The sequence below is a fragment of the Chthoniobacter flavus Ellin428 genome (assembly GCF_000173075.1).
GTDB lineage: Bacteria > Verrucomicrobiota > Verrucomicrobiia > Chthoniobacterales > Chthoniobacteraceae > Chthoniobacter > Chthoniobacter flavus.
Window position 1 is genome coordinate 36,070 of record NZ_ABVL01000033.1, and the last position, 23,139, is coordinate 59,208.

General features: G+C 60.7%; 15 protein-coding genes and 1 tRNA gene. 5 read left to right on the forward strand and 11 right to left on the reverse strand.

The genetic code is table 11. The annotated features are described in order from the left end of the window. Window positions 1-113: 113 nt before the first annotated feature. A complete protein-coding gene (locus CFE428DRAFT_RS29445; RefSeq protein ID WP_131990116.1) occupies window positions 114-1,196 on the reverse strand; it encodes a hypothetical protein in 1,083 nt (360 codons plus the stop codon). 391 nt (window positions 1,197-1,587) lie between these two features. Here CFE428DRAFT_RS29445 and CFE428DRAFT_RS29450 point away from each other — a divergent pair, with 391 nt between their 5' ends. Then, a complete protein-coding gene (locus tag CFE428DRAFT_RS29450; RefSeq protein WP_042726067.1) occupies window positions 1,588-1,956 on the forward strand; it encodes a hypothetical protein in 369 nt (122 codons plus the stop codon). A 38-nt stretch (window positions 1,957-1,994) separates the two neighbouring features. Here the strand turns inward: CFE428DRAFT_RS29450 and CFE428DRAFT_RS29455 are convergent, their stop codons facing one another. From CFE428DRAFT_RS29455 to CFE428DRAFT_RS29465, 3 genes are all read right to left on the reverse strand, one after another. Then, complete coding sequence (locus tag CFE428DRAFT_RS29455; protein ID WP_006983376.1) at window positions 1,995-2,288, reverse strand: hypothetical protein; 294 nt, start codon at window positions 2,286-2,288, stop codon at window positions 1,995-1,997. A 34-nt stretch (window positions 2,289-2,322) separates the two neighbouring features. Next, the gene (locus CFE428DRAFT_RS29460) at window positions 2,323-2,718 is read right to left on the reverse strand and encodes a hypothetical protein (protein WP_131990115.1); all 396 of its coding nucleotides are present in this window, start codon (window positions 2,716-2,718) and stop codon (window positions 2,323-2,325) included. A 102-nt stretch (window positions 2,719-2,820) separates the two neighbouring features. Further along, complete coding sequence (locus CFE428DRAFT_RS29465) at window positions 2,821-3,681, reverse strand: helix-turn-helix transcriptional regulator (protein ID WP_131990114.1); 861 nt, start codon at window positions 3,679-3,681, stop codon at window positions 2,821-2,823. Between the two features lie 81 nt (window positions 3,682-3,762). Between CFE428DRAFT_RS29465 and CFE428DRAFT_RS29470 the strand changes: the two genes are divergently transcribed. From CFE428DRAFT_RS29470 to CFE428DRAFT_RS29480, 3 genes are read left to right on the forward strand one after another with little or no spacing between them, the layout of a single operon-like run. Then, a complete protein-coding gene (locus tag CFE428DRAFT_RS29470) occupies window positions 3,763-4,791 on the forward strand; it encodes an NAD-dependent epimerase/dehydratase family protein (protein ID WP_006983379.1) in 1,029 nt (342 codons plus the stop codon). Further along, complete coding sequence (locus tag CFE428DRAFT_RS29475) at window positions 4,778-5,800, forward strand: dihydrodipicolinate synthase family protein (RefSeq protein WP_006983380.1); 1,023 nt, start codon at window positions 4,778-4,780, stop codon at window positions 5,798-5,800. The genes CFE428DRAFT_RS29470 and CFE428DRAFT_RS29475 overlap by 14 nt, the downstream gene beginning before the upstream one ends. 13 nt (window positions 5,801-5,813) lie before the next feature. Further along, window positions 5,814-7,565: a hypothetical protein gene (locus CFE428DRAFT_RS29480; protein WP_006983381.1), complete on the forward strand. Its 1,752-nt coding sequence runs from the start codon at window positions 5,814-5,816 to the stop codon at window positions 7,563-7,565. A 201-nt stretch (window positions 7,566-7,766) separates the two neighbouring features. Here the strand turns inward: CFE428DRAFT_RS29480 and CFE428DRAFT_RS29485 are convergent, their stop codons facing one another. The 3 genes from CFE428DRAFT_RS29485 to CFE428DRAFT_RS29505 form a co-directional block, all read right to left on the reverse strand. Continuing rightward, window positions 7,767-8,861 (reverse strand): carbohydrate-binding protein CenC, encoded by a 1,095-nt coding sequence (locus CFE428DRAFT_RS29485; protein ID WP_131990113.1) that lies wholly within the window; start codon window positions 8,859-8,861, stop codon window positions 7,767-7,769. Between the two features lie 1,253 nt (window positions 8,862-10,114). After that, window positions 10,115-10,189 (reverse strand) — tRNA-Asn (locus CFE428DRAFT_RS29500). Window positions 10,190-10,638: 449 nt separating this feature from the next. Further along, on the reverse strand, window positions 10,639-12,105 hold the full coding sequence (locus tag CFE428DRAFT_RS29505; RefSeq protein ID WP_337442780.1) for a TolC family protein: 1,467 nt from the start codon (window positions 12,103-12,105) through the stop codon (window positions 10,639-10,641). A 1,087-nt stretch (window positions 12,106-13,192) separates the two neighbouring features. On the opposite strand from CFE428DRAFT_RS29505, the gene CFE428DRAFT_RS29510 reads away from it, so the two are divergent. Further along, window positions 13,193-14,125, forward strand: a complete 933-nt coding sequence (locus CFE428DRAFT_RS29510; RefSeq protein ID WP_131990111.1) for a hypothetical protein — start codon at window positions 13,193-13,195, stop codon at window positions 14,123-14,125. Between the two features lie 21 nt (window positions 14,126-14,146). Here CFE428DRAFT_RS29510 and CFE428DRAFT_RS29515 read toward each other — a convergent pair whose 3' ends face one another. The 4 genes from CFE428DRAFT_RS29515 to CFE428DRAFT_RS29530 form a co-directional block, all read right to left on the reverse strand. Beyond that, window positions 14,147-15,484: an HlyD family type I secretion periplasmic adaptor subunit gene (locus tag CFE428DRAFT_RS29515; RefSeq protein WP_006983386.1), complete on the reverse strand. Its 1,338-nt coding sequence runs from the start codon at window positions 15,482-15,484 to the stop codon at window positions 14,147-14,149. 12 nt (window positions 15,485-15,496) lie between these two features. Next, complete coding sequence (locus CFE428DRAFT_RS29520; protein ID WP_006983387.1) at window positions 15,497-17,746, reverse strand: type I secretion system permease/ATPase; 2,250 nt, start codon at window positions 17,744-17,746, stop codon at window positions 15,497-15,499. 38 nt (window positions 17,747-17,784) lie between these two features. Then, window positions 17,785-20,481: a type I secretion C-terminal target domain-containing protein gene (locus CFE428DRAFT_RS29525; protein ID WP_006983388.1), complete on the reverse strand. Its 2,697-nt coding sequence runs from the start codon at window positions 20,479-20,481 to the stop codon at window positions 17,785-17,787. Further along, on the reverse strand, window positions 20,457-23,139 hold a 2,683-nt coding region (locus CFE428DRAFT_RS29530), incomplete at its 5' end, for a DUF5801 repeats-in-toxin domain-containing protein (RefSeq protein WP_157447682.1). The genes CFE428DRAFT_RS29525 and CFE428DRAFT_RS29530, both read right to left, overlap by 25 nt.

The window sequence follows — 23,139 nt, forward strand, 5'->3', positions numbered from 1 at the left end:
CCAGCGAACTCACACGATCGTTCGCGAAAAAAGGGTTGCCTTTTGTCGGCCCCATTGCGGCCGCGACGTTGCCGCCATCGCCTTTGCTGGTAGAGCAAAGCAACCGGCGGTGGTTATTTTCCCTCGCTCTTGTCCCACCCGCGCTTCTTGATCGTGGATGGGTTGGTGTATTCCGCGACGATCTGCCCATCCTTGAGCACTTTCACCCAAACGCCGACGATGCTGTCCTCCACTTTGCGACGACCACCGTTGACATAGCCGCCATATTTCGAGTTCTGGATTTGTCTCGATATTTCGAACTCGCTGGAGGTCACCACTTGCGTCGGATCCTTCCGATTCATCTGCCCGGTTTTGCCCGATCCGGTAATTCGCTCGATCGGATTATCGTCTCTCTGGGACCCCAATTTCTGTCGTTCGACGAAAACGAGGTACTGCACATCGAGCGGCGGGACCTCGACAAACTCCCGGCTCTGGACGGTGATCGCATAGGTGTATTTTTCGGTGACCTTCTCGTCCTCTCCGCGGTTCCCCGCGGCAGAGTCCTTGGCGACATTGGTGCGCTTCCGATCGACGGAGACGTCAATTTTCAGCCTGGCGGCCTCCCCGGGAGGCAGGGTCACGGCCGGCGTCACCGGGGCCTGTGGGGCCTGTGAGGCCGCTGCGACGGGAGCGGTCGGAAGCACTGAGCCATTGGCGCGAAACGCCGCCAGCGCGCGCTGCATCAGGTCCGTGGAAGCGACACGAATGGTATACCGCGCATTCTGGTATTCGATTTCTACTTGCTCGGCACCGAGGCGGAGGACTCGCAGCGCCGTGCCCACGGGGACTTTCGCCTCGCCTACGTTTCGGCCATTGAGAATCACCGGCAGGGTAACCGGTTGAACGAGCAGGACCTGCTGCGGCCAAAGCGCCGGCGTGCGGACCACCATCGTGATATCGAGAGGAGGTGGCGTCGGGACTGGAGTGGGCGGCGGTGTCGCGACCACCACCACGGGAGGCGGTGTCGGAGTCGCCTTGACCACGACGGGTTCGGGAGTGGCCGGCGGCGGGGTCGCGGGCGCCGGTGTTGGGGCGACCACAACTTTCGGCGGCGGGGTCGGCGAGGCGAACTTCTGCCAGGCCAGGTAGCCCACGATCGCCAGCATCAACAACAAGACCACGACCCACGTGGTTGTTCCACCTTCGGACCTCCTCATTCCATTCATTCTCATGGGTAACGCTGTTACCCGTTAACACGTAGTCGCGCAAGGCAAAAGCGGCATCACCTTGGGCGTGACCGACACCCGGCATCAACGCCGCGGTGAGCGGCGAGGAGTCCGCACGAATTACCATTCCACCCAATCACGACATCCCGGCTCCTGGTTGGGTCATGGAATGCCGCTACCTGTATGCTCGCCGCGAATCCGGCTCCATCTTCCAGCCGGTGTTCCGCGGGATGCGCGAGGATATTTCGAGCGAGGAATGCACCGTGGCTCAGTTCAAGTATAAAGCCGGGCCCAGCGAGGTAGCGGCCTGAGTCGGTGGACGGCCACTGGTTCACGCTTGAGGACCGCCTGCGACGATCGTATGGATTCCGTAACTCCCGCCATGAACAGCCGCTCCATCATCATCATTCTTTTCAGCGCACTGACACTCTCTCCCGTGATCGCCGGTATGAAGCGTGATGGCGGCAACAGTGAGAAGAAAACCTCCACGGCCCAGCCTTCCAATGAATCGGAAAAGGCGTTGCTGGACCGGCTCGTCTCCGAATTGAAGCGCAGTTCCCGCTCGTTCATCTATCTGCGTTCAGTCGGCTTCAATCTTAGTGACGAAGAGTTTGATCAGCTAATTGCCCGGAACAACCGCATCCTGCGCCCTACTCGCATTGTGCGTCGCGATAAGGATGGCACTCGTCACATCCCCGGCTGGCCTGGCGTGAGACTCACCCCTGAATATCGGGATCAGCAGGGGCGATAAGATTGCCACCTCATCGCGGACGCCACGAACGGCATTTCTCAAGTGCGGTCAGGAAATTGTGCGTGGCCACCTTCTATTGCGTGAGTGCCGACCTGCTTTAGCGTATCGAGGTCGAAGGCCAGAACCTCCCCGCCACGCGGCACATAGAGGCGACGTCCATCACTGTCGGCGTAAACGTAGTCGATCCTACCGGTGCCCATCCACTGCACGGAGTTGACGATTTTATACGGGACGGGCGAGGCGCTTTCGGCGGTGCTGTAGGTCGCCAGAAGCTCGATGCCAGCTAAAAACAGGATGGACGAGATGCGTGAGGAACGGTGGCGTGAGTTCATGGGAGCTGGCCTGGGGGTGGCGGGGCGGAACGGGCTAGAGAAGCTGCGCCAGCGTTGCCTCGTGAACCAAATGAATCTGCTTCGCTTGGCCAGCTTCACGAAGCACCATAACCCTGCCATTATCTGAAAGTTGACCGGAGAAGATTTTGGCTGACTGGTCCTGGCGGATGGAAAAGTCACGGGTCTCCAAGTTGAGCTGGCCAACGAAAGCAGAAACCACCGGCAGTGCTGAACCCAGGGATAGTTCCACGAGACCCTGAATATCGGCAAGGACCGGACTCTGCTGCTGAATTGTCTGGATCACGAGGGAGAGAAGCGGTCCTTTTCCCGAGGGCGGTTGCGCCTCAATAAACCGGGATTTGAGGAAGGAATACCAAGGCGTCCCGGGCTCATTCGGGATCATCGCGGCACGTTGATGAGGTTGAAGCATGAGGAATACTATCAGGTGCCGGGAGACGGCCTACCGGTCTGGGATGATCTGGTTATTACCTGGCGCGCGCTTGCGGCGAGCGCGGCGAGGGAACGAAGCGCTTTAGCATTGCGCTTGCCGATAGCGCATCGGGGATTGACCGAATCGTTTCTGGAAGATGCGGCTAAAATAGAAGGGGCAGGCAAAGCCGCACTGGGCGGCGATTTGGGTGATGGGGTGGGCCGTTTGCCCGAGCAGACGCCGGGAGAGTTGCAAGCGGCGCTCATTGAGCCAAGCCATCGGAGGCTGGCCGGTTTCTGATTTGAAGACACGGCCAAAATAAACGGGCTGCATGCCCACACTCGCAGCCCATTGTTCCAGCATGATGACCTCGCTGAGACGTTCGCTGGCCCAGCGCTGGGAGTGGAGGACGCGATCCAGCGCAGTCCGTCCCCGCATGGCTTCGCCGCCGCCGAGGAGCGGAGCACGCAAACCCGCGAGGATACTGCCAAGCCATTGCAGGACCGCTCCGCTGGCCCGCAGGGCGCCGCCAGGCCGGCCGCTTTCCTCGAGGGCGGCCATCACTTTTTCAAACTCCTCGCCGTAAGCTTTCGGCTCTTTCCAGCGAACGCGCCGGGGCAACTTGCGCTGGAGCAGCACGTTTGGCTCATCTCCCTGGCCGAGCGAAAGACAGGCACTGAGGCTGGTGACCGGCTTCGTGCGATCATGACGGAATTCAAACTCGTCGCCGCCGCGCACGATGAGCAAATCACCCTGCCGCAGTTCCAGCGCGGAGCCGTTCAACTCGCAGGAGCACGCGGATTTCTCGACAAAGAAAAACGCCACCATGTGGGGGGTGAGGCGCACGCGGTCGATGCGCCAGTCCGCGTAGCCGGCAAAGCGGCCGAACCAGTGGACTTGAATGCTGAAATTGTCATCCAACAGCAGCGGCCAGTCATGGTGATGGGGTGGATTTCGGCTCAAGGGGGTGTTTGAAATAATCCAGAAAAATGCGGCGCCTTGTCCATGTCATTTACCAACGGGGTCTCGTAATTTTGGGAATTGATGAATCCCCCGGAAACGATCGATGAACTCGAAGAACGGCTCAGTCGCCCGACCGCCGGTGTGCGGGATGCACTGCAGGCGGTTCCTGGGGATTTCCTGATCCTCGGTGCGAGCGGAAAAATGGGACCGACGCTCGCCCGCATGGTACGCCGGGGGCTGGACGAGATGGGACACACGCAGCGTCGCGTCGTCGCGGTGTCGCGTTTTTCGTCGGCCGGTGCGGTGGAGAGCCTGGAACAGCATGGCCTGGAAACCATCGCGTGTGATCTTCTGAAACGCGATGAGGTGGATGCACTGCCGGATGCGCCGAACATCATTTTCATGGTCGGGCAGAAATTTGGCACTGGGGACGCGCCGGAACGCACCTGGGCGATGAACACCATCGTGCCCGCGCTCGTGGTGGAGCGATTTTCGAAGTCACGCATCGTCGTCTTTTCCAGCGGTTGTGTGTATCCGCTGATGCCAGTCAGCGGACGAGGCGCGCGCGAGGACGATCCGCTCACCCCTCCGGGAGAGTACGCGAACTCCTGCGTCGGTCGCGAGCGGGTGTTCGAGCACTTCGCGAAGCTGCACGGCACGCATCTCCTCCTATTCCGACTGTGCTACGCGATCGACCTGCGCTACGGCGTGTTGATCGATGTAGCCCAAAAGGTGGCCACCGGCCAGCCGGTGGATGTCACGATGGGTTTCACGCAGGTGATCTGGCAGGGCGATGCCAATGCCCGCGCGATCCAATGCCTCGCGCACACGGCCTCGCCGCCGATGGCGCTGAACGTCACGGGCCCGGAGCGTATTTCCATTCGCGAGCTGGCGCAGCGATTTGGAGAAAGACTCGGACGGACGGTAACGATCACGGGCGAGGAAAGTCCCACGGCGTGGCTTTGGGACGTCCAGCGCTCCGATGAGCTGTTCGGCCCTCCAGCGGTCTCGTTGGACGAGATGATCGACGCGACGGCTCATTGGCTGAAGTCGGGCGGCCAGACGATTGGCAAGCCCACTCATTTCGAGGTTCGCGATGGACGGTTTTGATTTTCGCGCCGCGCTGCATCGCGGACTGGCCATTCCCGCGCATCCCCTCGCGCTCAACGCGGCGCGCCAGCTCGATGAACGTCGCCAGCGGGCCCTGAGCCGCTACTACATCGCCGCGGGAGCCGGCGGGCTGGCGGTGGGCGTACACACAACTCAGTTCGCGATTCGCCATGCGAAGGTGGGCTTGTTCGAGCCGGTTTTATCGCTGGCCAAGGAGGAGATGGATCGGGCGAGCCATCCCCTGGTGCGCATCGCGGGAGTGTGCGGCGAAACCAGACAGGCCATCACCGAGGCGGAGCTGATTCGCGGGCTGGGCTATCATGCCGGCTTGCTCAGTCTGGCCGCCATGAAGCACGCGGCTCCTGACGAACTCATCGCGCACTGCCGGGCCGTCGCGGAGGTCATTCCGGTGATCGGCTTCTACCTTCAGGGCAGCGTGGGTGGAGGCGTGCTGTCCCACGCCTTCTGGCAGCGCTTTGCGGAAATCGAGAATGTCGTCGCCATCAAGATCGCGCCGTTCAATCGCTACCAGACGCTCGACGTCGTGCGCGCGGTGATGGAAGTCGGTCGCGACGACATCGCGCTTTACACGGGCAACGATGACAACATTGTCGCCGACTTGCTCACCCCGTACCGGATCGCGGGGAAGGAACGCCGCCTCGTCGGCGGCTTGCTTGGCCATTGGTCCGTGTGGACAAAGTGCGCGGTGGCACTGCTCGAGCGCTGCCGGAATGCCGAGGTCACGCCGGACCTGCTGCGCCTGGGGGTGGAGGTCACCGACAGCAATGCGGTGTTGTTCGATGCCGCGAACGATTTCCGCGGCTGCATCGCGGGCCTGCATGAGGTGCTGCGACGCCAGGGCCTGCTCGAAGGCATCTGGTGCCTGGACGAGGGCGAAGGATTGAGCCGCCACCAGCGCGAGGAGATCGACCGCGTCTGCGCGGCCTATCCGCACTTGAACGATGACGACTTCGTCGCCACGCATCGCGACGATTGGTTGAAACCATAATGCACCCACCCAAATGATCCGCCTGTTCACCCTGATTTCGTGGGCCTGCCTGACGCTTCTCGAGGCCAGTAATTTATACGCCGCGGCCCCGGCGGAGGAGCTGCGCTTCAAGGAAAAATTTGTGGCCGCGATGCCGGGCCGGGTCCGGGAACTCCTCAAGGTCTACGACCCGGCGACCGGCCACTTCGATGGCAAGGTATGGGAATGCCGGGACCAGAACCGAATGTATGCCCTGGCCGTGGCTTACGCGACGCCCGGCCAGCCATGCCACAAGGATCCCAAGCTTCTGGCCGTGATCGTGAAGGCGGGCGATGCGCTCATCGAGGCCATGGACAGCGAAGGAGCGTGGGTCTATCGCAAGAAGGATGGCAGCACTTGGGGTATGATCCGCTCGCCCTGGGTCTATGCGCGCTGGATCATGACCTTCGCGTTGATCGGCGACGACATGCCGCCGGAGCGACGCGAGGCCTGGCAGCAAGCCCTGACCTTGGGCTTCACGGCCATTGCCCGCAACGACCTGAAAGAGGTCCACAACATTGCCTCTTTCCGTGCGATGGGACTCTACCAGGCCGGACTCACGCTCGGCCGTCCCGAGTGGTGCCGCCAGGCTGCCGACTTTCTCCTGAAGGTGGTCGCCGCACAGTTCGAGGGCGGTTATTGGAAGGAAGGGGGCGGGCCGCTGGTGGTGGAATACAATGCCGTCTATGTCGAGGCCCTGGGCCACTACTACGCCATGTCGCATGATCGCCGCGTGCTGCCGGCCTTGGAGAAGGCCGCCGCCTACCATACCCACTTCACCTACCCCGACGGGAGAAGTGTCGAAACACTCGACCAGCGGAATCCCTTCAGCCCGGTCGTCCCCCTGGGCAATGTGGGATTCAGCTTTTCACCCGTGGGCCGGGCCTGGCTCCAGCAGCAGTGGGCCAGGGAGCCGAAGATCGCCAGGGATGCGGACCTCATGGCCGCGATGGTCCATCATGGTGAAGAGGGGCCGATGACTCCGCTGCCGGCCCAAGACACATTCATCCTTCCAGAGGCAGGCGTGCCCAAAGCAGCCACCATTCGTCGCGATGGCTGGTTCGTCGCGCTCTCGGCTTTCACCACGCCGGTCGCCAATGTGCGCTGGCATCAGGACCGGCAAAATCTGATCAGCATCTACCACGACAAGACCGGCCTCCTCCTCGGTGGCGGTAACACCAAGCTCCAGCCGGCGTGGAGCAATTTCACGGTCGGCGATCCCAGTCTCCTGGTCCATCAGCCCGGCGACACAAATCCCAATTTCATTCCCCCGGCGGGGCGACTATTTCACGTTCCCTCAGATGCCCAGCTCGTTGAAGGCCCCGAACCAGGACTCGACTTGACCTACGGCCCGGAGCAGTGCCGCCTGCGCGTCCGCTGGGTCGCACCGCAGACGATTGCGTATCAAGTCGAGACGACCCTCACGTCTGGATTGCCGGTGGCTGCGCACCTCACGCTCCTGCCGAAGATCGGCAAAACCCTGACAAATGGCAGCGGGCAAACGGCCGTGCTCGATAATGCTCCGCTGGAATGGTCGGCCCGGGAACTTGCTGGGCAACTCCGCTATTCCGGCTGCCAACTGACACTGCCTGCCACAGCCACACTCGCCTGGCCGAAGCTGCCGCACAACCCTTACGTCAAAGACGGCCACGCCGAACCGGCCGAAGGGCGAATCGTGATTACCCTGCCCTTCGACGCTCAACACACGCGCTACGAGGTGCTCATCGAAATCCCGGCCAACAATTAGACAGTGTTCACGAATTAGATAGCGCCCTCTATTTCAACCAAGCGGAGTCAAAGACCTCCGGCAAAGCCGGAGGCTTGAGATTGTGAGCCGCTCAAAGCGGCAGTTTCAATTTAGCGTTTCGGTGGTTGTTCCAGTTTCTGGTTGGTCACGCCTGGCGACTCGAGTTGGAATTCGCCGAAGTCCCCGCCGTCTGGAGGGCTGCTACTCCACCTTCGCCTGCCCCACATCGATGTCGATGCGCGGACGCCCCCCTTTGGCAATCAGGCAGCGGGTGATCACGCCCGAAATCGTGCGCTCCGAGCCGACCGAAAGCTTCTCGGCAGCGGTCGGGTTCTCTTCTGTGAACCTCACCCACATCCACACCGCGATACGTGCGCCGTTCCAAGTCGTAGCAGGAATGTCCGACACGTGGACCAGGAACTCTTTCGGTTTGCTGATTTCCGGGCGCGCTTCATCGATCTTCACCCGGAACCGAGCGGGCTTCCCCTTCACGTTTTTCGAAAAATAGTCGGCAAGTTCGGCGGCCCCTTCTTGGCGGGTAGCTTCGTCTTTCACCTTCTCCAAAGCTTCCGCCGGTGCGGAATTCATGACCTGTTCCAACGAGCCAAATGTGCCGGGCGGCAAACTCGGCTGCGGAGGTTGGTTCACCGGCTTGGGCTGGGTTGGCTGGATCGGGGGCAGTGGCAGTTGTTTGGCCACTGCTGGTGGCAAAGGCGTCGCCTGCGGAGCGGGTGTGGCGGTGGGTGCCACCGTAGGCGGTGTCGGCTCGTCCCCGGCGATCTTGCTCGGTTCACGAACCTCTACGTCATCGATCTGCACGCTTCCGGACCCCAGCAGCGTCGCGATGTTCAATTCCCGGAGGTCGTTGGTTGCCGTCGCCCGAGTATAGAGGATGCGGTAGCTTCGCCAACTTCCATCCGCTGGCAGGTCCCGATTCCAGATAATGGAGCCGCCACCATGTTGGTGCATCGAGATGCGCAGGCCCGGCCCCGTGTAGTTGATCGCACGTGCGCGAAAGACCACCTCTACCTGCTGAAGCTGGCGCAAATGGAATTCCTGCTTGAGGTCCTTCATCCGGCTTTTCGAAGCTTCGATCTCGCAAACGCGATTACCGTCCGGCAAAAGGACGATCTTACCGTCGCCCCTCCAGATTTGCATCCCCGCCTCGAAGCCGCCGTTGCTAATGAGATTGTTCGGAGTATCCGCCGCCAGACCGGAAAAACCGAGGAACAGAATTGCCCCAAAGAATCGGGCTGCCCGAAAGACCAACCCCTGGCTATTGGGAGTTCGGGCCATGAAAGGAAAAACCTTGGGGAGACTTTCTTTAAATGCGGATTTCCCAAACGGACTGTTGTTCATGGGTTCGAAGGGTTGGACCGGGATGATTCTCTGGTATCGAGTTAATAGTTCAACCCGATTCGTCTCGGTTTGCAGGCTGTTTCTGGCCCCTTTTCGGGGGCTTTGCTTGCGCGCCCACGGGTGCGACGCTGCGATCTGCCCTCTTGGTTGAATAGGAGAACACCTATTGGGTGGCGATCCAGGTGATGTGGCGAGAACTGCTCTGGCTGAAAAGAGACTTGTGAAAGCGCAGCCAACAGCAACGACGCCCAAAGATCGGAAGCGCTATCCGGCCCAAAATCCCTGGGTGCCATTTCTACCACCGTTACGGATGGGTTTTTCTATCCAGACGCCAAGAAGGAGGGCGTTTATCACTTCGAGTCAGAATATCGGACTGAACACTTCGATATTTCGGGTCAGGCATTTCTCACAGCGTCCGGGGTTTATCTACCAGAAATTCCCGGCCTTAGCAGAGTCGATATGCGCGTGATCGACGGCCAACCCGAAATCCGCGAGAAGGACGCGGATCAGATTCAGGCGATCCTTACCGCGCATGGCCCTGGCGTTCAGGTTTTCAGAGCGGCAGATACGAGCTTGTTTTACGTCCGTAGCACGGGCGAGACACGCGCCCGGAAGATTACAATAGAAAGCGAACAGGGAGACTCAGTGATCATATGGCGGAATCTTCCCGAATAGCGCCCAACGAAGCGCTGCGAACTCCTCCAGGACGTCATGCCAGTGTTTCCCTCAGAACCCACCACGCAGCAGCCCTGCCGTCCCTCCGCAGTCGCTGACTGCCTCGGGCGTTACAGTGAGCGCCTCCAGCGGTTTTGAGGCAAGCTCATCCGCCATCGCTTCGCATGGCTCCTGAGGTAGGATTGACCCCGCGATCCCATAGGTCCATCCGGGGAGCGCCTCCGGCGGCCTTGGGGCAAGCTCATCCGCCATCGCTTCGCATGGCTCCTGAGGTAGGATTAACCCCACGATCCCGTAGGTTCATCCAGTGAGCGCCTCCGGCGGTTGGGCGGCAAGCTCATCCGCATGGCTCCTGAGGTAGGATTAACCCCACGGTCCCGTAGGTTCATCCGGTAAGCGCCTCCGGCGGTTGGGCGGCAAGCTCATCCGCATGGCTCCTGAGGTAGGATTAACCCCACGGTCCCGTAGGTTCATCCGGTAAGCGCCTCCGGCGGTTTTGAGGCAAGCTCATCCGGTGGCTCCTGAGGTAGGATTCGAACCTACGACCAATCGGTTAACAGCCGATCGCTCTACCACTGAGCTACTCAGGACTTTCCGGGTTGCGAAGGGGCGGTATGAATGCCTCACTCGGTTGGGTCCGGCAACCTTTTTTTTGGGAAAATTTAAGCCGCCATTTGGAACCACTTCCGATATCAATCGGACCGCCCCTCACCCACGAGTCGCGAAACGATGTCGCCTTCATGAAAACGGCGCTGCCTGCTCACCAGTTCGCCTGCATTGACAAGAGGCTTTACGCCTTCGGTGATTGCGCCCGACAAGGCACGCCGAAGGCCGGCGTCTTCGCCGGGGGTGCCGCGCGGGCCGTCGCCGCCGCCCTGATTGCGCGCTTGCCGAAACGAGGAGGTTCCGGTGACTCACCAGGAAACCGGTTCGTGCTACATCGAGTTCGGAGCTGGTCGGATCGGCCGGGTTGATGTGGACTTTTTCTCTGATCATTACGTTCTCGCTGGGGTTTTCACCCAGCGCGGGCACACCGCACTTAGTCCACAGGATCCGTATCCAGCAACGCCCCACCACCAGCCGAATCCTCGGTAAAGACAAGCTGGACGTTGGTCGTCGTCCGGAAGACGACGACGGGCTTCGGTCCCTGCTGCTTGGATCCAATTCCCGGCGTGCTACCCGAGGCTTCCGTGGAAGCATTCCGGGTCGGCACCACATTCTTGGAAATCATCTCCTTCCCCTTTCCTCGCCTGGTCGAAGCGGGCTCGAGGTAAGCGGCGCCGACGGTGTCACGGATCAAACGGCCACCGAAAAAGAGCAAACGATAGGAGAGAAGCGCACGATCGTGCACTTCGTCTTCGATGCGAATGGACGCGGAGATCACTTCATTCTGAATATCGAGCAGGCTCAAAAGCGGTCGCGAGCCGAGGTCGAACTGCTCCTGATACAGCTTCACGGTCTTGTCCAGGCTGTTGGCGTAGTCGCGAATCAATTTGAGCCGCTGATCGATGCTCCGATAATCCTGCCACCGCGCATTGATGTCCTGGTTGAGGAGGACCAGCGTTTCTTCGATGATGGCAATCTGCCGATCGATATCCGCCGTGGCTTGCTGGACTTCGCCTTTCCGTTTTCCTCCATCGAGGATGTCCCAACTGCCAACGATGAGGATGCTCGCATCGTTGTCTCTTCCCTTGGTTCCGTAGACGTCCTGTCCAAGGCCCGCCGCGCCCTCGAGGTAAAACCGCGGGTAGTATTTCTTGAGCAGCGCCTTTTTCTCCAGCTCCGCGGCTTCGCGTTGCTTCAGCGTCGCAAGATAGTGGAAGTTCTGCGTGGGATCGATTTCCCGGAGGGAGTTCACCTCCGGCACGTCCGGCATGGACAAGTGCGCCGGCGGATTGTGTCCCACCCACCGGGTGAAAGCGGCTTCAGCCTGATGCAACGCCAGTTCGCGCTCGAGGACGAGCGTGCGGGCCAGATTGTAGCGCGCTGAGGACAGCTCGATGTCGGCCTGGTTGCCCGCCGCCTCCGCCCGCTTTTTAGCCAGGTCCAGCACCTTCTGGTGCGCCGCCACACTTTGCTTCGCGAGTTCGATCTGCTTCCGCGCGCGAACCACATCCAGATAAGCCTCGACGATCCCGATCGCCGTGCTCTCCCGCTGGGCCTTGTCCAGCAACTCTTTGGCCACCACCCGCTGTTTGGCGTCCTGCCAACGGTTCCAGAAGTATCCACCATCCCAAAGGTGCTGCCTCCCTAAAACGGAACCTCGTCGGTTCATGAGGGTATCGCCTTCGGCACCCGCCGCCACCTGGTCATGCATCGCCGCACCAAACCGGCCTTCGATCGAAAGCTGGGGTAACAGGTCCGCTTTCACCGTCTTAGCGAATCCCTGGGCTTCTGTGACATCCGCGTGAACTTTATCGATCACGGGGTCATGAGCCAGGGACTGAATAATTGCCCTCGTTGAGGGTTGTTTGAGCGACGACAGGTGTCGACAGACATGCGACAGAGACCGCCCACATTACACACAGGTTCCTTTGCATGACACTAGGATCATGCAAATCCCTGACGTCCGGCAAGCATTTAATATACGATAGTCTACATTTCGGCAGGGTCCGTCTTCGTGGCAGCGGATGCCGTGGCACATATCTACCTTTTGTAAAGCTATTTATTTCAGTCTCAGTCCCACAACTGGTTGCAAGGCAAACCACACCGGGCCAGTGTATGGATTCGCTGAGGGCTCACCCGCAAAGTTATGCCGGGGCGATGCGCGGAACGGTGTCTTTCTCACGGTTAGAATTAGCTAGCTTCCGCAGCAGCCGGGCAACGCACCGAAAGCGGGTGACCGCCCACTAACATTCTAGGTTCCGTTTACGAATTCGCAGTGTGCCGCTGTGCCGGCGGCGGGACATACCCCGGAGGGGCATCATAAATTAGCCGGTGGCATAAGCCACCGGAACCGTCGCCCCTCTTCTCCACCCCGGCAGGGGTGGCGCAACGAAAGTACGCAAACGGTTCAGCTCGCGCCCATTCCGCCGACCCTCCGGGGCGAAGGCCATTTGGTTCGAGATCCGGTGGCTTACGCCACCGGCTAATTTATGGCGTCCCTCCGGGACGCGTCTGCCGTTGCGCTCCTTCGAAATTCGTAAACAACAACCTAATGCAATCAGGCGAAGCAGAAACGACAACGGCGCTGACCCGCGGACCGTTCGCAGCAATAGCAGGCCGAAATGCGGAGGCACCCGTATTCGCGGCTCAGGTCAGGGATTAGGGGGAGCCGCTTCCTTCTGGGCTGCGATGCATGGGAAAACGCCTAATCATTGTTTTATCCTAATCATTAGGAAAGATAATCCAAATCACAGACGTATGACTACGCTGCGCCGGTATCAGTGTTGTCAGAGAAATTATTTTCAAACGCCGCCGAAATTGGGGTTCTACCCTATAGAAATGGCGCTAAAATAATTTTCCCCTCTTCGTTGACGGAAGGGGAAGTCTGTGCGAAACGAGGCACCGCTTTTCGTCCGGGAATGTGGCACAGTTAATGCCTATTGCTCGGACAGCATTTCCTAAAATTGATGCAACTTTTCAAACTTACCGTGCGATCCATAGCCGTTATTATTATTGCGCTCAACGTGGGCTCGACGAGCTTCGGGATGGTAAACAATTTGCCCAGTTCGCAAGCGGCGAAGAGCGGCCATGTCGAGCGGCAGGCGGAGGGTTTGAACCGCGTCATTAGTTCTGAATTGGCCAGCGTGGGCGCTTTCCCTTACTGGAAACACGTGGGCACGGTCGGTATGGGCAGCGGCGTTTATCTGGGCGACGGCTTCGTCCTGACCAGCACTCATGTCGGTTGCTATCCCTTCTGCCTGGGTGACGGCACCCACTATGAGCCTGACTACGCGAGTTGGACGGTGCTGAAGAACAGCGACGGGAGCCGAAGTGATCTCGCTCTTTTCCGGGTTCATGTGCCGGCCTCGTCCAGTCTAGCCAAGCTCGGCCGGATCGTCCTCGGTGCCTCCCATCAGGCGGACAGCCCGGTTCTCTTGCTCGGCAATGGCTACACCCAGAGCGAGCAACCGATGACCTTTTCGATCAATGGCAAAGCCTTCGGCGTTCTGGGCTATCGCATCGAACCGCGTCGCAATACGGCTTGGGGCCTCAATCGCGCCAGCCAGGAGCTCGATCAGCCCGTCGAAACCGGCAAGGCTCTTTTAACCCATTGCTTCACCACTCAGTTCGACCGCACCTTCTTCGCCGGCCAGGCGGCCGACGGGGACTCCGGCGGCGCGGCGTTTGCCTACAATCTGGAGCAACACCGCTGGGAGCTCGTGGGCTGCATCATCGCCGTTTCGCAACAGCGGGCCAACGTGGCCTTTGGCAACCACACCTTCCTGGGTGAGCTGGGCGCTTATGCTTCGCAGATTCCGGGCATGCCCGCCAATGCAACGGTGGGCGCGATGGCGGCGGATTCGCAAAAGGCGCCCATCCAGGCTCATCCCGCTTCGATCACGGCGGTCAGCACGAAGTAATTCAAACGGAAGGGATCGAGCCTAACGCTCCCGGAACGCCCGCATTTTCGCGCGGTTGATCGGCTTGAGCAAATAGGTGAGAACCGTCTTTTTCCCCGTGAGGACATCCACCTCGGCCACCATGCCGGGGATAATCTCGAGCTCCTTGCCCTGGCGGTCCTTACCTAATGAGTTCTTCGCCGTGCGTACTTTGATCTGGTAGAAGCTCTCGTCGCGGTTCTCGTTCTTGTTATCGCTCTTGGTGCGATTCTTATCCGCGCTGATCGTGTCCACGCTGATCCGTTCCAGCGTTCCTTTGAGCCCGCCATAGATCGCAAAATCGTAGGCCGTAAATTTCACCATGGCCGGCTGACCGGGGCGAATGAAGGCGATGTCCGCCGGGCGCACATTGGCTTCAATCAACAGCGTGTCGTCGGTCGGAACGATATCCATGATATCGACGGCACTCCCGATGACGCGACCGACCGTGTTGATATAGATCTTGTTCACCGTGCCTCGCACGGGGGCGCGGATCAGGGTTCGATCCAGACGATCCTTGTCCCGCTTCAGCGCTTGCACCAGCGAATCCAGGTCCGCCTTGTCCTGGTGGTAATGCTCCATCGCATCGCGCTGCGTGCTGGTATCGAGTGTCTGCGACTGACCGTCGAGCTGCTGCACCTCCTGCGAGGCCCGGATCAATTCGACCGCCGAAACTGCCCGCGACTTCGTCCCATCCTTTAGCAACCTCTCCTCCTCTCGGGCGAGCTTGAGTCGCGCCTCGAGCGACTGCTTGGTCGTCACGTAATCCTGTTTGCGCTTTTCGTAGAGTTTGCGTTCCAACTCGGCCAGATCCGGCCGGACGCTGTCCGGGAACGTAAGTTCAGTGAAGCCTTGTGACTCCGCAGCCAGCCGGCAGAGGCGTGCCTCCAGCGTATCGCGCTTCGCGAGGTTTTCGTTGTAGCTGGAGGCGAAGATCGCATCGCGGATCCGCAGCAATGGCTGGTCCTTTTCCACGACCTGCCCCTCCTTCACGTAAATCTCCTCCACGAGCCCTCCTTCCAGGCTTTGGATCAACTGCACGGACTGAGAGGGAATCACCTTGCCGACCCCGCGGGTCACCTCTTCGATTTCCGCCCAGGACGCCCACCAAACCAAGCCGCCGACGAGCGCCAGGCACAGCCACGGCAGCCAGCCCCGGAAACCGCCCGCCACGCGGCGGCGAATGAGGAACCGCGCGTCTTTCACATAGGAGAGGTCCTCCCCACTGAGCTCATCGTTTTCCCCCACGCGAGCCGGGCGCGCGAGTTCTTGCAGCGCGGAGCGCTCCCACGATGCCGGGACTTCTTCTTTGGACGGTGATTTCGGAGAGACAGTTTCCATAGCTCTTCAGTTCTATCGCCGGGTGGTGATTTTCGGGGGCGCCGCCTGGTGGACGCGCAACGTGGAACGCGCCGGCGGAGGCGCCGCCACCGTCGGCTCCGTGTGAACCGAGGAATTGGGATTGGGATGGGGATGGGCGGTGCCGGCCAGTTTCGCCAGCACTTCGCTTTTCTCGCCCGACATGAAAACCCGCCCTTCATTGAGCACGATCATGTGCTCGGCCAATTGGAGCATGGAAGACTGGTGGGTCACGACGATCAGCGTGCGCCGCGGATCCTGCTCGAGATAGTTTTTGAGCGCGTGAATGAACTCCTTTTCGGATTGTGGATCCATGTTGGAAATCGGCTCATCCAACAGCAGCAATCTCGGCAACCGCAGGAACGCACGCGCCAGCACCAACGCCCGCCGCTGGCCACCGGAAAGCATGGTCCCCTGCTCGCCGACCGGCGCATGAATTCCCTTCGGGTTCCGCTTCACAAAATCCTCGAGACCCGCCAACCGGATCGCCCGCAAAATCTCCTCATCAGTGACCCCGCGTTCCCCGAGCGCGACATTCTCACGGATCGTGCCGCTGAGAACCGCGGCATCCTGCGCGAGGTATCCGATATCGTGACGCACCACTGCCGGGTGGTACTGCGCCAAATCCACGCCATCGAGAAGGATCTTCCCATCCGTCGGCGAATAGAGTTTCGCCAACAGCCGCAGCACCGTGCTCTTTCCCGAACCCATACGGCCCACCAACCCGATTCTCTGTCCTTGATTGATGCGGAGCGATACTCCGTTCAGCGCCGGGATCATCTGCCCCGGGTAGCGCACGGTGACGTTATCCAGCGCATAGTTGAAATCGAAACTGCTGCGCTGCACGAATTTCCGGTGGCCGCCCGTTTCCCGCGGCAAGGCCATCACCGTATTCAAGCTCTGCAGGGCCTGTAGCGCCTGCTGCAGCCGCGTCATCATCCCCGCGATCATGGCGATCGGCATCATCGTTCGCGAACTCAACATCAGGCTGGCGATCATGCCTCCCATGGTCATTTCCCCCGCGTGCACTCGATAAACCCCCGCGACTACGACCGCAACGTTGGTCATGTTAATGATCGTCGTGGTGGTCGAGTTACCAAGCAGCGAATACCAGTGCATCCCCACATCCTTTTCCGCGGCGGCTCCGACAATCCCCTCAAACCGATGCTGCAGCGCGCCTTCGGCGTTCGCCCCTTTCACGGACTCCAGCGCGTTCACGGTTTCGGAAACCATCGCCTGCCGCTCGAGTCCCGCTTCCGACGATTGAACGACCGAGCGGCGCAGGGGCATCTGAAAGAGGAAGCCCATGAGCACGGCGCCGATCGCACTCGCCACGACTATCCAGGCAATCGGCCCGGCGATGTAAAAGAGCGCCGCCATCATGAGCAGACAAAACGGCAAATCCACGATGGCCAGCATGGTCGCGGACATGAAGAAATCGCGCAGGATTTCGTAGGCCTTGATCCGCGCCGCGAGCACGCTGGGAGATGAGGGCCGGGCTTGCATCTCCAGCGACACCAATTGCTCATACAAAGCACTGGCCAGGACCATGTCCACCTCGCGTCCGGCCCGGGAGAGGACGGAGCCACGCAGCAATCGCAGCAGGTAGTCGAAGACAAATACCGCCGAAATCCCCAACGCCAGGACCCAAAGAGTTTCAGAGGCGTCGTGGGGAACGACGCGATCGTACACCAGCAACGTGAATATCGGCATCACCATCCCCAGGACACTGAGCAGAAACGCCGCCGGCATGAGTTGCACATAGTAAGCGCGGAACCGCCACATCGTCTGCCAGAACCACCACTTCGCCCCCGGCCGGATTTCTTCCGCATCCGAGGCGTGCGGCTGGAGCAGCACGGCGAAGCCGCTGTAGGCGCGTTTCCACGTCCGCTCCGTGGGTTCCGTGCTTCCCGCGCCGGGAACATGCAATTCCACGGCGCCGGCCTTGCCGGGCAAGAGCACCCCTGCCCGGTTCTGATCCAGCAGTACGATCGCCGGCAGCACCGAGCGCGGCAATCGCCGGATCGACCTCTCCACCATCTGTGCCCGGAACCCGGCACGGTGCGCTGCGCGGAGGAGCAAGGCCGGATTCAACCGCCCGCCCACCAAAGGTAACCCGGAAAGGATTGCCTCCCGGTTGACTTCCATACTGTGGAACTTCGCTACCTGTTCCAAACACTCCAACAAAGGATCGTGCCCGGGTACCTCCGCGACACGATCCGGTGGGATCGCTTCTGTATTCATTTTAAAATTTCTGCGCCGCGGCCGCGCTCGCCGCGGCTTTAGGCTGCCGCTGCGGCGGCGTGGTGGTGGGCGTCTTCGGTCGGCGCCACATTGGACGGAACCGAGGCCACCGCACCGTCGTGCGACGATGATGTGTGATCACTCGGCGCCGTCGAGGTCGCCGTCGAGTTGGTCGCCGTCTGGGTTTCGCTCGCGGGCTGGTTGCTCGTCGGAGTGGTCGCAGTATCGGCGGCCGCCGAACCCGTCGCCGCCGCCGTGGTCGTGCTGGCGGTCGTGGTGCTCGAGGTGCTGGCCGCGGTCGTCGTCGCCGTCGCACCGGTGGCAACATCGTTCACCGCGGTGGTGTTGCTGGTGGAACTGCCGTTCTGGGTACTCGCGGCGGTCGTCGAATTCTGCGTGGTCGCCTTTTGGAGCATCGCATCCAGGTTGTCCGCCGGAGTGAGGATTTCATCCAACGGCACCGAACTGGTCGACGTGACCTGCGACGATACCGAGGCCGACGCGGTGCTCGCCGTCTGGCCATTGGTGCTGGTGGCCAGCAGGACATCGCCAGCCAGCCCCAAGGTGCCATCGGCACTCGTGAACGTAGTCTGTCCGACGATGAGCGCGTCCCCATTCGCCGCGGTATACGACGCCTGGCTCACATTCGTCAGGTTGATGCTCGTGATGCCCAACTGCGTCAGCGTGTGGAATTCACCGGGATCACTCACCCCGTTGCTGTTCGCATCCGTCCACACGCCGAACTTGGCGAACATGGCATCCTTCGCGTCGAGCACGCCGTCGTGATTGCTATCAAACGCCATGGCCAGCGCTTCGAGATTGCTGTGCGCGTTCGGCGCATAGTGGGTGAAGGTGGTTTCGAGGCCGTTGTTCACGGCACCATCGCCGTTGGCGTCGAAGGCCAGGATCCCATTGTGCGGCCCGACCCACGCCGTATGCAGCGAGGTGCCGGTTCCGGTGCTATCGAAGTGCGCCTGCGAGTTTTGCAGGCTGATGAATTGCAGCCCGGAATGATCCAGGTCGAGAACGATGGGCGCGGTTACGACCGTCGACGTGGTCGAGGCGGTGGTGATCGTCGAGGTCGGATAGTAGGGATTCGTGGCGAAGGCGACGTCACCCGCGATGCCATGGCTGCCATCCGCCATGGTATAGCTCGATTCACCGCTGACGAGCACATCGCCATTTGCGGCCAGGTAGCTCTGGCCATTGCTCGTGAGATTGATGCTCGCGATCCCCATTTGCGCGAGCGTGTGGAACTCACCGGGATCGACGACACCGTTGCCATTGGCATCGACCCACACGCCGAATTGGTTGAAGTGCGCATCCTGCGCATTCAGCACGCCGTCATGGTTCGTATCGAACGCCGCTTCGAGTGCCTGCATGTCGGTACTGGTGCCCGGCGCGTAGTGGGTGAAGGAGATGACGAGGCCATTATTCGCGGCCCCACTCCCATTGGGGTCGTAGGCCAGGATGCCATCATTTCCACCCACCCACGCCGTATGCACCAGCGTTCCGTCACCATTGTAGTCGAAGCTCGCGTTGGAATCCTGCAGGGAGACAAATTGCAGGCCGTTGTGATCGAGGTCGAGGACCACCGGCGTCGCCGAGGCATCGGTGAGCAATCTGCCCGAGCTGAGCAGATTGGTGATGATCGTATTCTGATCGGTGCTGGCTCCCACCAGATTGACTCCATTGAAGATGATCTCCTGGTCGAAGCCCGCTCCAAGGGCCGTCACGTTGGTCTCCGTACTCACGGCGAACGCGCCCGTGGTGCTGATCTCCAGGATGGTGTTCCCGCCGCTGAAGGAAAAGTGGAGATAGTCGGCCAGATTGCCCGCGGAGCTGTTGTCGATGGGATGGGTTTCCCCGATCAACAGACTGCTCAGGTCGATCCGATCCGTGTTGCCGGCCACGTTGCTGAAGTCGGAGACTGTATCCACGGCTGGGGTAGCAGTCGTGCCGCCGTCCCCTGACATCCACTTGAAGGTGTCGTTTCCTCCGCCGCCGCTCAGGGTGTCATTACCTTGACCGCCGATGAGGATATTCGCACCCGAGCTCCCGGTCAGCGTATCGTTGAAGGTGGAACCGAGGATGTTATCGATGCCCGTCAGCGTGTCACCCGAGGCGTAGCCACCGGAGACTTGCGGATTCACCGTGAGGTTCACCGTGACGCCCGCGGTGGAGTTGCTGTAGTCGACCGTGTCGTTGGTGGAATTGCCGACGATCGTGTCGGCACCGGCGCTGGCCGCAAGGCATCGCCCAATGGCCGTGCCGGTCAGTTGATAACCGGCGCCGGTGTGCGTGCCGACCAGCGAGACGTCCAGCGGATTCGTGCTGGTGAAGGTATCGCCATCCCCATCGGTGATCCCGAGACCGAAGTTCAACTGGGTATCGCCGACGACAACATGCTCGCTGGCGCTGAAGCCGGTGAGCACAACCTTCGGATCCTGATTGGAAGCGCTGGCCACGTTCTCGACATCCACCTCCGTGAAGGCGCCAAATGTGCCGGATGTCTGGGTATATCCATCCGCTACCTTGCCCCACTCCTGCTGGCTGACGACGACCTGCGTGCCATCCGCCAGTAAAGCGTCTTCCGTCCCGATCGTGTTGCCTGAGGCATCCTTGAGCGTGATGGTGAAATGCTCGAAGGTGGAGTTTCCCCCCTTCCCAACACCCAACTCGAAGATCGTTTGCGGATTGGCCAGGTTGGTCACGTGATCCTGGAACCGGAACATCGTGGTGAAGTTGGTATTGAGATTGCACTATCGATGCCCCCGCCGTTGTTATTGACGTGCACGGTGTGGTCATTCGGATTGGTATCGGCGGTGTTCCATCCGTCGACCAGGATGTCGTAACCCGTCGTCGGATCGTTCCCGTTGGCAAACGTCGAAGTGGTCCCAACAAACGTCAGGAAGTCGCCGGTGCCGCTGTGCGCTCCACCGGTAAGGCTGATCGTCGTCGAGGACTGCAGACTATTCGTATCCAGATGGAAACTGTAGGTTCCACCGGTGTTGGCCAGGAGTTCGAAAAACGACGTGGTGTGAGCCAGATCAGTAAAGGCGAACATCTCGCCGTTGTTGGTCAGCGTATTGTAGTCGGAGTACTCGTAGAAGGTGTACGACAAAGTCGAACTGCTCACGTCGACCTCAAACAGCTCGTGACCGCTGACATTGGTCAGGGTGTCGGTCACTGTGTAAGTGGTTCCCGCCGGCGGCGTGCCCATCAACACACTCACCGCACTCGTCGCACTGGGACCGTCGGCGCCGAACACCGGGACCCACGTCCCGTGGTCCACGGTATTGTCGATGTTCGGCATGATGAGATTCTGGATCGCCGTGATCGTCGGGCCATCGTCATGGATGCTCACATGCGAGCCGAGATCGATGCTCGCCGCTTGATGATCGCCATCCCCATCGGTGATCGTCGCCGTCAAGGTGACCAAACCCGAGGTCAGCGAGACTGCTTCATTCGCGTCCACCTGAGAGTCCGGCGAATTTTGATGCACGGAGCGATCCAGCGTTGCCGTCACATTACCCGATCCATCCACCGACAAGGTGAATTCGATCGAACCGGTCGCTGCCGCGACCGAGGTCGCCCCCTCGCGGGCCACCACTGCACCGCTCTCCAGGAACAGGAACACATGATTGCCGGTCAACGAGTCAATCAACCCGCTGTCCACTCCACTCGCGCTGACCGACAGCCCATAGCTGATGCTCGCTCCATCCGCTCCGTTCACATGGGTGAACGCGCCGGCAAACGCTTCCGTGTCCACCGTCGAACCCGTAGGGCCCGTCCCCGATCCCGTCGGCAGGAAGCTTTCGTCGACATTGAGCGCGGTGGCAGTCCCCACGGCCGTGATGCTCGGACCGTCGTCATGGATGCTCACATGCGAACCCAGATCGATGCTCGCCGCTTGATGATCACCGTCTGCATCGGTGATTGTCGCCGTCAAGGCGACCAATCCAGAAGTCAGCGAGACTGCTTCGTTGCTATCGACTGGCGAGTCCGCCGAACTCTGGTGCACCGAGCGGTCCAGGGTCGCGGTCACGTTGCCAGATCCATCCACCGACAAGGTGAACTCGACCGGCCCCGTCGCCGCGGTTACCGAGGTCGTGCCTTCGCGCGCCACCACCGCGCCACTCTCCAGGAACAGGAAGACATGATTGCCCGTCAACGAGTCGACCAGCCCGCTGTCTACTCCACTCGCGCTAACTGACAACCCATAGCTGACGCTCGCTCCATCGGCTCCGTTCAAATGGGTGAACGCTCCGGCAAAAGCTTCCGTGTCCACCGTCGAGCCCGCAGGGCCCGTCCCCGATCCCGTTGGCAGGAAGCTTTCGTCCACATTGAGCGCCGTCGCTGTCCCCACCGCCGTGATGCTCGGGCCATCGTCATGGATGCTCACATGCGAGCCCAAATCGATGCTCGCCGCCTGATGATCACCGTCCGCATCGGTGATCGTTGCCGTCAAGGTGACCAACCCGGAGGTCAGCGACACCGCTTCGTTGCTATCCACCGGCGAATCCGCCGAACTTTGATGTACAGAACGATCCAGGGTCGCGGTCACGTTGCCCGATCCATCCACCGACAGCGTGAACTCGATCGGTCCCGTCGCCGCGGTTGCCGAAGTGGTGCCTTCACGCGCCACCACCGCACCGCTCTCCAGGAACAGAAAGACGTGATTGCCCGTCAGCGAGTCGATCAATCCGCTGTCTACTCCACTCGCACTGACCGACAGCCCATAGCTGATACTCGCACCATCCGCTCCGTTCACGTGGGTGAATGCCCCGGCAAATGCCTCCGTGTCCACCGTCGAACCCGTAGGGCCCGTCCCCGATCCCGTCGGCAGGAAGCTCTCGTCGACGTTCAGCGCCGTCGCCGTCCCCACCGCCGTGATGCTCGGACCATCGTCATGGATGCTCACATGCGAGCCGAGATCGATGCTCGCTGCTTGATGATCACCGTCCGCATCGGTAATCGTTGCCGTCAAGGTGACCAATCCGGAAGTCAGCGAGACCGCTTCGTTGCTATCGACCGGCGAGTCCGCCGAACCTTGATGTACCGAGCGATCCAGCGTCGCCGTCACGTTGCCCGATCCATCCACCGACAAGGTAAACTCAACCGGTCCCGTCGTCGCCGTCGCCGAGGTCGTCCCTTCGCGCGCCACCACTGCACCGCTCTCCAGGAACAGGAACACATGATTGCCGGTCAACGAGTCAATCAACCCGCTGTCCACTCCACTCGCACTGACCGACAGCCCATAGCTGACGCTTGCTCCATCCGCTCCGTTCACGTGGGTGAACGCCCCGGCAAACGCTTCCGTGTCCACCGTCGAGCCAGCAGGGCCCGTCCCTGATCCGGTCGGCAGGAAACTTTCGTCCACGTTGAGCGCG